Origin of the sequence: Neisseria sp. (assembly GCF_030527965.1) — a bacterium.
GTDB lineage: Bacteria > Pseudomonadota > Gammaproteobacteria > Burkholderiales > Neisseriaceae > Neisseria.
The window spans coordinates 50,734-62,725 of record NZ_JAUMZU010000005.1 but is presented as its reverse complement, the minus strand read 5'-3'; the positions used below and the strand labels follow the sequence as shown (position 1 = coordinate 62,725).

Below are 11,992 nucleotides of genomic sequence, written 5' to 3'. Positions count from 1 at the left end.
TTCAGACAGGCATTATTATTCCATTCATCCGTATCAGGCACAATTACAACAATACCAAACAGACGCTCTGAAAAAATAAATCCTAAAAATCAAAATCATTAACGAAGGTTAACTCCACAAATACCGTGTTTCACTCCAAAATCCTCTATATTAGAACCCGCTTTACACACGGGATTATGAAATGAGCGTTTCTTGCTTTTCAATCGTCAAAAACATCACATTTGCCGCACTATGCACGTTATGCGTGTCATCGCCCGTTTTTGCGTGCAATTTTTACCCGAATTGCGACATGCGTTCCCTTTCGCTGACCGAAGAGCAACAAAAAGAACTACGTCAGATTCGCATCGAACACCGCAAAAATATAGAACGGGCACGCCAGCGCGACTATAGCGAAGGTTTTTCGCGCAAACAGGATTTAATTCGGGTTTTATCCGCCAGTCAATTCAACAAACAAGAAGCCCGCCGTTATCTGCAAAAGCGCTACGATTCCGATATGGATATCGCCATGGAAGAATTATCGGTGCAATACAAAATTTTCCAAGTGCTCAATCCCCAACAACAAGAAAAATGGCTTTCTACCTGCACACGCTGAAAGCATAAAGCCCCGACATGCCCGAACCTGCTTCGGGCATTTTCACGTCGACGAGGCGTTGCCGCAAGAGCGCGTTTCAAGGTAAAATCGCCCATTCCAACCGAAGCGGCAAACATCAATTATGACTAAGTTTATCTTCGTAACCGGCGGCGTTGTATCTTCATTAGGAAAAGGCATCGCCGCCGCTTCCATTGCAGCCATTCTCGAATCGCGTGGTTTAAACGTAACCATGCTTAAGCTCGATCCTTATATCAACGTCGATCCCGGTACCATGAGCCCGTTTCAGCACGGCGAAGTTTTCGTTACCGACGACGGCGCGGAAACCGATTTGGATTTGGGGCATTACGAGCGCTTTATCAACGCCACCATGACCCGCCGAAATTCATTCAGCGCGGGTCAAGTGTATGAAAACGTAATCACTAAAGAACGACGCGGCGACTATCTCGGCGGCACGGTTCAGGTTATTCCCCACATTACCGACGAAATCAAACGCAAAATCCACGATGGCGCGGCTGGGAAAGATGTTGCCATCGTTGAAATCGGAGGCACCGTGGGCGATATCGAATCATTGCCTTTTCTTGAAGCCATCCGCCAGATGCGCAGCCAGTTGGGGCGCAACAATACCCTTTTCGTACATTTAAGCTACGTGCCCTACATCGCAGCGGCTGGCGAAATCAAAACCAAGCCGACCCAACATTCGGTTAAAGAATTGCGTGAAATCGGCATTCAGCCCGACGTATTAATCTGCCGCATGGATCGCATCCTGCCCGAAGACGAGCGTCGTAAAATCGCTCTGTTTTGCAATGTGGAAGAAAGAGCCGTCGTCGGCAGCTATGATGCACAAAGCATTTATGAAATTCCGCAAATGTTGCACGATCAGGGTATCGACGCCATTATCTGCGAACAATTGCAATTAAACGTGCAGCAAGCCGATTTAACCGACTGGAAAAAAATCGTCTACGCAATTAAAAATCCGAAACACACGGTTAAAATTGCCATGGTTGGCAAATACGTCGACTTGACCGAATCGTATAAATCGCTAACGGAAGCGCTCAAACACGCCGGCATCCACACCGACACCGACGTGCAGATTACCTATATCGACAGCGAATCCATTGAGAAGGAGGGCATTGCCTGTCTGAAAGACATGGATGCCATTCTCGTGCCCGGCGGCTTCGGTGCACGCGGCGTGGAAGGCAAAATCGCCGCCGTCAGGTATGCGCGCGAAAATAACATGCCTTATCTCGGCATCTGCCTCGGCATGCAAATTGCGCTGATTGAATACGCGCGCGACATCGCCGGCATGCAAGGTGCCAACTCCACCGAGTTTGACTTGAAAACGCCCTACCCCGTTGTCGCTCTGATTGACGAATGGCAAACCGCCGACGGCAATATCGAAACCCGCAACGAACACACCGATTTGGGCGGCACCATGCGCTTGGGCGCACAGGAAGTCGATTTGACGCCCGGTAGCCTCGCCGCCAAAATCTATGGCGACACCAAAATCCGCGAACGCCACCGCCACCGCTATGAAGTCAACAACCATTTCCTGCCTGAGCTGGAAAAAGCAGGCTTAATCATCGGCGGCGTTTCATCAGGCAGCGAACGCTTGGTGGAAGCCATCGAGCTGCCGAATCATCCTTGGTTTTTCGCCTGCCAGTTCCACCCCGAATTCACCTCCACACCGCGCAAAGGCCACCCGCTCTTTACTTCGTTCATCAAAGCCGCATTGGCTAAGAAAGCATAACACTAACGAATTCGCTCGGGCGGCTCTGCCGGCCAACATAACAAAAGCCTGTCTGAAAAGTTTTCAGACAGGCTTTTGTTTAATCAACCCTATTATCTATTGCAAGCGTTTAAGCTTAAAAACATCAAGCCTCCCATTCCTGCAATGCCGCACGTAATTTCGGAACGGCAGCAGCAATGTCTTCGTCGCTAATCAACAGGCTGGGGGCAAAGCGCAACACATTAGGCCCCGCCACCAGAATCATCAGGCCGTGTTGCAACGCCTTGGCCACAATTTCCGCGGCCTTGCCCGCATAACGGTCAGCCAACACACAGCCGATAAGCAAACCTTGTCCGCGTACGGCCTGAAATACGCCGGTTTCTTCTCCCAATTGCCGCAAAGCCTGCATCAGTTTCTCGCCTTGTTGCTCAACCTGTTTCAATGTAGCAGCCGTATTGATGATGTCGAATGCCCTGTTGCCAACCGCACAAGCCAACGGGTTGCCGCCGAAAGTAGAACCATGAGTGCCCGGGCCGAAGCTGGGCGCGATTTTATTGGTAGTCAGCATGGCGCCGATGGGGAAGCCGCAACCGAGCGCTTTGGCCGAACTCATAATATCCGGCGTGATGCCGCTATGTTCATAGGCAAACAGCTTCCCTGTGCGGCCCATGCCTGTCTGCACTTCATCAAGAATCAGGCAGGCATCATATTGGTCGCACAAACGGCGGGCGGCTTGCAGATATTCTTTCGTCGCCGGCAACACACCGCTTTCTCCCTGCACCGGCTCGATAATCACGGCACAGGTTCGCTCGCTTACCACAGCTTCCAACGCGGCAACGTCATTAAACTGCACATGGGTGATGCCTTCGGGCAGCGGCGCAAAATCCTGACTGTATTTGGGCTGCCCGCCTACGCTCACGGTAAACAGCGTGCGGCCGTGAAACGCATTGACACAGGCGATGATTTCGTTTTTTTCTTCGCCATAATGATCGCGCGCATATTTTCTGGCCAATTTCAGCGCCGCTTCATTGGCTTCGGCACCCGAATTACAGAAAAATACTTTATCGGCAAAGGTGTTTTCCACGAGCTTTTTCGCCAAAGTTTGCGCCGCTTCCGTGGTATAGATATTGGAAACGTGCCACAGCTTATGGGCTTGCTCGGTAAGCGTTTCCACTAATGCCGGATGGCAGTGCCCCAACGCATTAACGGCGATACCGCCCGCCAAATCGATGTATTCTCGCCCTTCCGTATCCCACACACGGCTGCCTGAAGCACGCTCGGGGATAATAGGGGCGAATGAGAAATTGGGCGTAAGATAGTTTTGCATGTTGTCAGTATTCCTGATGGCTTGTTCGATTTATTTATTCAAAAATAATTTCCGGTTCACACGTCACTGGAAAGTTAACTGAATTGCTGATAAAACAGGCTTGATGTGCTTTTTGACACAAGGCTCGCGCAATATCGGCATCACTATCGGCCGAAATAGTTATTCGAGGCCTTAACACGACAGAAAGAAAACGCCCGGGTTCAGTCCTGCTGCCCTCGCTCATTTCAGCTTCGGCATAATCGGTATAGGCCGAAACAATCACTCCTGCGTTAGCACAAAAATGCAGATACCAAAGTTTATGACAAGAAGATAGTGCAGCCAGCAGCATATCTTCAGGGTTCCAACGCGAAGCATCGCCTAAGAATGCCGGATCAGAAGAGCCTTCAATATCAGGCTTACCTTGAACTGAAGCGGTAAAATCGCGTTTATATGCGTCATAAGATGAAGTGCCGCTACCGGTATTGCCCGTCCACTCTATAATGGTTTTGTAATGATGAATTTTCATGGTCTTTCTCCTTTTGCCAACAAATAAAGCCTTGCTACGTTTTGCGCGGCGGAAATCAAATTTTCTCGGGCTTGCACCAGCGTTTCTTCCAAATCGCCTACACTACGGATAATGGGAAACACCGCATCGATACCCTCATCATACACCGCTTCGTAACCCTCCCCCAGACTGCCCACCAGTGCCACCACCGGTTTGCCGAACCGTTTGGCCGTTTTCGCTACGCCGACAGGCGTTTTTCCACGAACGCTTTGCCCGTCCATCCGCCCTTCTCCGGTAACCACCCAATCGGCATCTTGCAATTTTTCCGCCAAACCCACTGCTTCCGCCACGATTTGCACACCTGCTTTCAGGCAGGCATTCGGCAACAGCAGCAAGCCGCCGCCCATTCCGCCGGCGGCTCCTGCCCCGGGCTTGTCTGCGATGGCGCAGCCCGTATCACGCCATGCAATCTGCGCAAAATGCTTCAATGCGGTATCAAGCATCATCGCCATTTCCGGCGTCGCGCCTTTTTGCGGGCCGAACACAAACGAAGCACCACGCTCGCCGCATAAGGGATTATCAACATCACAAGCCGTTTCAATAACAACGTTTTTCAAACGGGTATCCAAACCGCTCAAATCAATGCGGTGCAACTTGGCCAACACGCCACCTCCGAAACCCAGCTCTTGCCCCTCGGCATCGGTCAAACGTGCACCCAACGCCTGCAGCATGCCTGCGCCGCCGTCGTTAGTGGCACTGCCGCCTATGCCCAAAATGATTTTTTTCGCCCCTGCATCCAAAGCCGCGGTCATTAGTTCGCCGGTACCATAACTGGTGGTCAACAACGGATTACGTTTTAACCAAGGCACATGATGCAGGCCGGAAGCCTCGGCCATTTCGATAACCGCCGTAGATCCGTCGCCGCACATACCGAATGCTGCCGAAACTTTATCGCCCAGCGGCCCAGTTACCTCCGCTTTCAACACCTGCCCGCCGGTGGCATCGGTTAATGCGGTTACCGTGCCCTCTCCGCCATCAGCCATCGGCACCTTCAGGTATTCCACATCAGGCAAGACATGCCGCAAACCGCACTCAACCGCCTCGGCAACTTCCCGCGCACACAGGCTTTCTTTAAAAGAATCGGGAGCAATCACGATTTTCATTTTTCGGCCCTCTTCATTTTTAGAAAAACTCGCTCAGGGATAATAATAGTAAGGACGGCGCGGATACCGCCGCTCTCTCACTACCGGCTGCGTGTCGTTATAAATAACGGTTGTGCCCGGCGGCGCGTTGACGGTAATGGTTTTATTAACCGTGGTTTGCTGCTGCACCGGCAAATCCAGCACTGCCGTACGCCCGTATGGCGTTTCGGCATACATGCAGCCGCCAAGCAGAAACATGCTGACGAGTAGAACGGGGGGTTTCATATCCGACTCCTTTTCAGACAGGCATTAACCATGTCGAAATGCCCAACATTGATGGATTTTCTTATTGCGAAAGTCTTCCGGCACAGATTGGTGCGAAATGTCTTTTACCTGATAACGTTGCACCAGCGCTTCGTCCAGCTTGAAACTGCGCAAGTTATTGGAAAAAAACAAGGTGCCGTCCGGCGCCAGCAGCTTCATTGCATCGTCAATCAAACGCACATGATCTCGTTGGATATCAAGAATATCCAACATTTTCTTGCTGTTGGAAAAGCTCGGCGGATCCATCACAATCAAGTCAAAGCGTTTGCTTTCACGAATGCCTGTCTGAAGATAAGCAAACACATCGGCACGAACGATTTGGTGCCGCGCCGCATCCATGCCGTTCAACTCAAAATTGCGCCGTGCCCAATCTAAATAAGTATTGGATAAATCCACCGTCTCGCTCGCTGCGGCACCGCCCGTGGCGGCATATACGGTAAAGCTGCCGGTGTAGGCAAAAAGATTGAGAAAACGCTTGCCGGCAGCCATCTCGCCAACCTTCGCCCGAGTATTGCGATGGTCGAGAAAAAGGCCGGTATCCAGATATTTATCAAGATTAACCCAGAATCGGCGGCCGTTTTCGCTCACAACAAAATCCTCACCCGCCAAACCGGTTTTCTCGTATTGCTGCACACCCTTCTGCCGCTCGCGCCGCTTGAGGTGGATGTGCGTTTCGGGGAAGCCGGTAACAAAAGCCACCGCTTCCACCACCTCTTTAAGCCATGCCTCGTATTCTTTCGGCTGCATCAGCCAGCCGGTATCATATTCTTGCAAATGAATCCGCTCGCCATACACATCAATGGCAAACGGAAATTGCGGAATATCCCGATCATACATACGCCATGCTTCGATATGGTTGCGCCGTGCCCATTTCAAATAATGCTTGATGTTTTTACCCAAACGGTTGGAAAAAGATTGAATGTCGCCCATAGCCATGCCTGTCTGAAAATGCGGTTTATTCTACCCGACTTTCCCCGTGCTGGCAGCGGCAACCGGCGAATCCACCCAACCTTTTTCAAACACAGCGGCCATCCGGTATGCGTTTACCGGCGGTTCGGCTATAATATTCCGCACAACCTTTACCAACCGCCGATTCAGGAAAGCAGCATGTTGAAAATCAGCACCCGTTTCGACGCCGGCGCCATCATCGTAAAAGACTTGGCCGACGCCTCAAATATTCGCCTGGAAATCCGCCCCGACAACGCATCCGATTTCGCCCAATGGTTTTATTTCCGCCTGCAAGGCGCCGCCTACACGCCCTGCACCATGCATTTTGAAAACGCAGCCCAATGTGCCTATCCGGAAGGCTGGCAAGATTATCAAGCCTGCGCTTCCTACGACCGGCAAAACTGGTTTCGCGTGCCCACCCGCTACGAAAACGGCAGGCTGACCATTGAGCATACCCCGCTCGCCAACAGCATTTATTACGCCTATTTCGAGCCTTATTCCAGCGAACAACATCTCAATCTGCTTGGCGACGCGCAAGGCAGCGGTTTATGCCAGATTGAAGACTTGGGCAGCACCGCCGAAGGCCGCGACATCAACCTGCTTACCATCGGCAATCAGGTAGAAAGCGATCTGAAAGTATGGGTTATCGCTCGCCAGCACCCCGGCGAAAGCATGGCCGAGTGGTTTATCGAAGGCTTGCTGGCACGCCTGCTCGACCCGCAAGACCCAACTGCCCGAGCCCTGCTCGATCAAGCCACATTCTATATCGTGCCCAATATGAACCCCGACGGTTCCGCGCTAGGCAATCTGCGCACCAACGCAACCGGCGCCAATCTTAACCGCGAATGGCAATCGCCCTCGCCGGAAAAAAGCCCCGAAGTTTATTATGTGCGGCAAAAAATGCAAGAAACCGGTGTCGATCTGTTTCTCGACATCCACGGCGACGAAACGCTGCCTTACGTATTTGTTGCCGGCACCGAAGGCGTGCCTTCTTACAATCAGCATATTGCCGAGCTGGAAGCCCGCTTCAAATCAGCCTTCCAAGCTGCCAGCCCCGATTTTCAAGACGAATTCGGCTACCCGAAAGATGAGCCCGGCCAAGCCAACATGACTTTGGCCACCAACTACGTCGGCGAAACCTTCCACTGCCTCGCCTATACGCTTGAAATGCCGTTTAAAGACAACAACAATCTGCCCGACGACGATTTCGGCTGGAACGGACAACGCTCCTTGCGCTTGGGCGAAGCCAGCTTGTCTGCCATCTTGAGCACACTGCCGCATTTGCGTCAACCGGCTTAAAGCCCGGCTACCAGGCTCGTTGTTGCAACACAGTAGCGACAAGCCGAAAGCTACACAAAGCAAGGTTAAACGGCTGCCGCTAAGCTCGAGATGCTTGAAAACAATAATGCCTGTCTGAAAATTTTCAGACAGGCATTGCTACAATATAGAGGCCGTTGATTAGTTTTTATCCAAATCAACCAGTTTGTTTTTGGCAATCCACGGCATCATACCGCGCAGCTGAGCGCCGACTTGTTCGATCTGATGATCGGCAGTCAGGCGGCGGCGGGCAGTCATGCTCGGATAATTGGTTGCGCCCTCTTGAATAAACATTTTGGCATATTCGCCGGTTTGAATGCGTTTCAGCGCATTACGCATGGCAGCGCGCGATGTTTCGTTAATCACTTCCACACCGGTAACATATTCACCATATTCCGCATTATTGGAAATCGAATAATTCATGTTGGCAATACCGCCTTCATAAATCAAATCCACGATTAACTTCATTTCATGCAAGCACTCGAAATAAGCCATTTCAGGTGCATAGCCGGCTTCCACCAAAGTTTCAAAACCGGTTTTAATCAACTCAACCACACCGCCGCACAATACAGCCTGCTCGCCGAACAAGTCGGTTTCGGTTTCTTCGCGGAAATTGGTTTCAATTACACCGCCTTTGGTACCGCCGTTGGCCGCAGCATAAGAAAGAGCGATATCACGCGCTTTGCCGCTTTTATCCTGATATACGGCAATCAAAGAAGGCACGCCGCCGCCTTTCAAAAATTCGCTACGCACGGTATGGCCCGGGCCTTTCGGCGCAACCATCACCACATCCAGATCAGCACGCGGAACGATTTGGTTATAGTGCACGTTAAAACCGTGGGCGAAGGCCAATACGGCACCTTGTTTCAGATTGGGTTCGATTTCATTTTTATAAACCACAGGCTGATTTTCATCAGGCAGCAAAATCATAACCACATCGGCTTTTTTAGTGGCATCTGCAACCGACAAAACTTCAAAACCGGCTGCCTCGGCTTTTTTCCAAGAAGCGCCCTGACGCAGACCTACCACCACATTCACACCGGAATCTTTCAAATTGGCAGCATGAGCATGGCCTTGCGAACCATAGCCGATAATGGCAACGGTTTTACCCTTGATTAACGAAAGGTCGGCATCTTTATCATAATAAACTTGCATTTAGAATTTCCTTAAAATAATAATTAGGTTCAGAGATTAATCTTTATTTTCAGACACATCGCGCATCATTACGATATCCAAACTGTCGGTTTTGCCTTCAATGGCCTGCAAGAAACCCTGAAAGTGAGCGGTTGCGCCGTGCTCGTCAACGGCTGCTTGGTTTTTCCAGTTTTCAAAAAAGACAAAACGGTTTTCATTCTGAATGTCTTGATGCAAATCATAACGGACATTGCCCGATTCGCTGCGGCTGGAAACCACCAACTGACGGAATACATCCAGTAGCGTTTGGCGGTATTCAGGTTTTACCGTAATCGTTGCAGCAATTTTAATATTGTCCATATCCATATATCCTTAAATTCAAATTTAGTGAAACATATCATTCCGATTTAAACCGTAAACAAAGCATTTTCAGACAGGCATAGCGCATCATTTGGTCAACGCCTGTCTGAAAAGCAGCTTTATCAACGTTTTGAGTAGGAAATTAAACTTTTAAAATCCGCTCTCCGCGGCCAATACCGGCAGCCCCCGTTCGCACCGTTTCCAGAATCTGGGTTTTGCCCACCGTTTCCAAAAACGAATCCAGCTTACCGGAAGAGCCCGTAATTTCGATGGTGTAGGTTTTATCCGTTACATCAACCACACAACCGCGATAGATTTCGGTTAAGCGCAAAAATTCATCACGATCCTTACCGGACGCACGCACTTTTACCAACATCAGTTCACGCTCGACAAAACGGCTTTCGTTCAAATCCACAACCTTAACCACCTCAACCAGCTTATTCAGCTGCTTGGTTATCTGCTCTATAACAGTTTCATCGCCATGGGTAACAATGGTCATGCGGGAAAGCGTTTTGTCTTCCGTCGCCGCCACGGCAAGCGAGTCGATATTGTAATCGCGTGCTGAAAACAAGCCTACCACGCGGCTCATCGCGCCTGATTCGTTTTCCATCAGGATAGATAATATATGTCGCATTATGGTACGCTCCTTGTATCGTAATCACGGTCTTTCACATCGTTAACATCGGAATCCTTGGCCGATTCGCGCATATGCGGCGGCAGCACCATTTCATCCAAACCCTTGCCGTTGCCTACCATCGGGTAGACATTTTGCTTTTTATCGGTAATGAAATCGAGGAAAACCAAACGTTCTTTCTGCTTTAATGCCTCACGCAACGCACCTTCCACATCCGATTTTTTATCAACACGGATACCGATATGGCCGTACGCTTCCGCCAGCTTCACGAAATCCGGCAACGAATCAAAATACGTTTCCGATTCACGATTGCTGTAATAAAGCTCCTGCCATTGGCGCACCATGCCGAGATAGCCGTTGTTTAAAGTAACGATATTAATCGGCAGCTTGTATTGAAAACAGGTTGAAAGCTCTTGGATATTCATCTGCACCGAGCCTTCGCCGGTAATACAGAACACATCCTGATCGGGCGCAGCCAGTTTGGCGCCCATCGCATAAGGAATACCCACCCCCATTGTGCCCAAACCGCCAGAATTAAGCCATTGGCGCGGGCGTTCAAACGGATAATATTGCGCGGCAAACATCTGATGCTGCCCCACATCGGAAGTGATGATGGCCGAATTATTGGTTACCTCCGCCAATTTTTGTACCACATATTGCGGCTTGATAATTTCATCGGCATCGTCAAACCACAAGCAATTACGGCCGCGCCAACCTTCAATCGTCTGCCACCATCTCTCCAACGCGCCGGTATTGATCAGCATGTCTTGCTTCATCCACAAGCCGATCATTTCAGACAATACGTTTTTCACATCACCCACAATCGGCACGTCAACTTTCACGCGTTTGGCAATGCTGGAAGGATCCACATCGATATGAATGATTTTTTTGGCTTTTTCAAAGAATTTCGACGGCACCGAAATCACACGGTCGTCAAAACGCGCACCGACTGCCAACACTACATCGGCATCCTGCATCGCCAGATTGGCTTCGTAAGTGCCGTGCATGCCCAACATGCCGAGAAACTGACGATCGCTAGACGGATAAGCACCCAAACCCATCAGTGTGCCGGTACAGGGAACGCCGGTCAGCTTCACGAATTCAACCAATTCGCGATGCGCATTACCCAAAACGATACCCCCGCCGAAATACACCAGCGGGCGCTTGGCCGAAGCAAACATCTGCACCGCTTTTTTAATCTGCCCGGCGTGACCTTGCTTAACGGGCTGATAAGAACGAATGAAAATATCTTCTTGCGGATAGCTGAATTTGGCCATCGCCTGCGTAACATCTTTCGGAACGTCAATCACAACAGGGCCTGGGCGGCCGCTGGCAGCTATCTGGAACGCCTTTTTAACGGTCGGCGCCAGCTCGTTGATATCGGTTACCAAAAAATTGTGTTTCACACACGGTCGGGTAATGCCGACGGTATCCACCTCTTGGAAGGCATCCGTGCCGATCGCAGGGGTTCCCACCTGCCCAGTAATCACCACTAACGGAATCGAATCCGAATAAGCCGTTGCGATACCGGTAACAGCATTGGTCGCACCCGGGCCGGAAGTAACCAAGGCCACGCCGACTTTACCGCTGGTACGCGCATACGCATCCGCAGCATGCACCGCCGCTTGCTCGTGGCGAACTAATATATGTTTGAATTTATTTAACTGATAAAGCGCATCGTAAATTTCGAGAACCGCGCCGCCGGGATAACCAAAGACGTATTCCACGCCCTCAGCCTTAAGACTCTGCACGAGTATTTGTGCACCTGATAATTGCATGACTGCCTCTTTATTTCTGCAAGTAAACCAATAGGAAACATCCGCCTCGCCACAGCATCTGTAATGCTTGTTTTCCGAACAGCGATTTAGGGTACGCGACACGGAAAAAACCGACGACAACCAAGTGCTTCAATCAATTGGAAATAGTTGCTTGAGCGTTTAAAAAAGGATTGTAGAAATTGTAAGGTAACGCAAACTATCAACAAAATCAAGCAAAATCACGCTT

The 11,992-nt window shown here is 50.4% G+C and carries 12 protein-coding genes; 3 read left to right on the top strand and 9 right to left on the bottom strand.

Translation table 11 applies throughout. From position 1 onward, the window contains the following. The first annotated feature begins 181 nt into the window (after positions 1 to 181). Both Q4A84_RS03495 and Q4A84_RS03490 read left to right on the top strand, forming a co-directional pair. Entirely contained in the window at positions 182 to 592 is a 411-nt protein-coding gene (locus Q4A84_RS03495; protein WP_303087541.1) for a Spy/CpxP family protein refolding chaperone, read from the top strand. A gap of 121 nt (positions 593 to 713) precedes the next feature. Beyond that, the gene (locus Q4A84_RS03490; RefSeq protein WP_303087540.1) at positions 714 to 2,339 is read left to right on the top strand and encodes a CTP synthase; all 1,626 of its coding nucleotides are present in this window, start codon (positions 714 to 716) and stop codon (positions 2,337 to 2,339) included. Between the two features lie 124 nt (positions 2,340 to 2,463). Here the strand turns inward: Q4A84_RS03490 and Q4A84_RS03485 are convergent, their stop codons facing one another. The 5 genes from Q4A84_RS03485 to Q4A84_RS03465 are packed head-to-tail and all read right to left on the bottom strand — an operon-like array spanning position 2,464 to position 6,525. Next, entirely contained in the window at positions 2,464 to 3,645 is a 1,182-nt protein-coding gene (locus tag Q4A84_RS03485; protein WP_303087539.1) for an acetylornithine/succinyldiaminopimelate transaminase, read from the bottom strand. A 34-nt stretch (positions 3,646 to 3,679) separates the two neighbouring features. Continuing rightward, positions 3,680 to 4,150, bottom strand: coding sequence for an OsmC family protein (locus Q4A84_RS03480; RefSeq protein WP_303087538.1), 471 nt, complete (start codon positions 4,148 to 4,150; stop codon positions 3,680 to 3,682). Then, on the bottom strand, positions 4,147 to 5,292 hold the full coding sequence (locus Q4A84_RS03475; protein ID WP_303087537.1) for a glycerate kinase: 1,146 nt from the start codon (positions 5,290 to 5,292) through the stop codon (positions 4,147 to 4,149). The genes Q4A84_RS03480 and Q4A84_RS03475 overlap by 4 nt, the downstream gene beginning before the upstream one ends. A gap of 33 nt (positions 5,293 to 5,325) precedes the next feature. After that, a complete protein-coding gene (locus Q4A84_RS03470; RefSeq protein ID WP_303087536.1) occupies positions 5,326 to 5,556 on the bottom strand; it encodes a hypothetical protein in 231 nt (76 codons plus the stop codon). Between the two features lie 24 nt (positions 5,557 to 5,580). After that, positions 5,581 to 6,525, bottom strand: coding sequence for a class I SAM-dependent methyltransferase (locus Q4A84_RS03465; protein WP_303087535.1), 945 nt, complete (start codon positions 6,523 to 6,525; stop codon positions 5,581 to 5,583). A 177-nt stretch (positions 6,526 to 6,702) separates the two neighbouring features. Here Q4A84_RS03465 and Q4A84_RS03460 point away from each other — a divergent pair, with 177 nt between their 5' ends. Then, positions 6,703 to 7,842, top strand: a complete 1,140-nt coding sequence (locus Q4A84_RS03460; protein ID WP_303087582.1) for a M14-type cytosolic carboxypeptidase — start codon at positions 6,703 to 6,705, stop codon at positions 7,840 to 7,842. Between the two features lie 159 nt (positions 7,843 to 8,001). Here Q4A84_RS03460 and ilvC read toward each other — a convergent pair whose 3' ends face one another. The 4 genes from ilvC to ilvB form a co-directional block, all read right to left on the bottom strand. Continuing rightward, a complete protein-coding gene (gene ilvC / locus Q4A84_RS03455; RefSeq protein ID WP_303087534.1) occupies positions 8,002 to 9,015 on the bottom strand; it encodes a ketol-acid reductoisomerase in 1,014 nt (337 codons plus the stop codon). A gap of 36 nt (positions 9,016 to 9,051) precedes the next feature. Then, positions 9,052 to 9,354, bottom strand: coding sequence for a putative quinol monooxygenase (locus tag Q4A84_RS03450; protein WP_303087533.1), 303 nt, complete (start codon positions 9,352 to 9,354; stop codon positions 9,052 to 9,054). Positions 9,355 to 9,496: 142 nt separating this feature from the next. Further along, a complete protein-coding gene (ilvN, locus tag Q4A84_RS03445) occupies positions 9,497 to 9,988 on the bottom strand; it encodes an acetolactate synthase small subunit (RefSeq protein ID WP_303087532.1) in 492 nt (163 codons plus the stop codon). After that, complete coding sequence (ilvB, locus tag Q4A84_RS03440; RefSeq protein WP_303087531.1) at positions 9,988 to 11,766, bottom strand: biosynthetic-type acetolactate synthase large subunit; 1,779 nt, start codon at positions 11,764 to 11,766, stop codon at positions 9,988 to 9,990. Before ilvB ends, ilvN begins: the two co-directional genes overlap by 1 nt. Positions 11,767 to 11,992 lie beyond the last annotated feature (226 nt).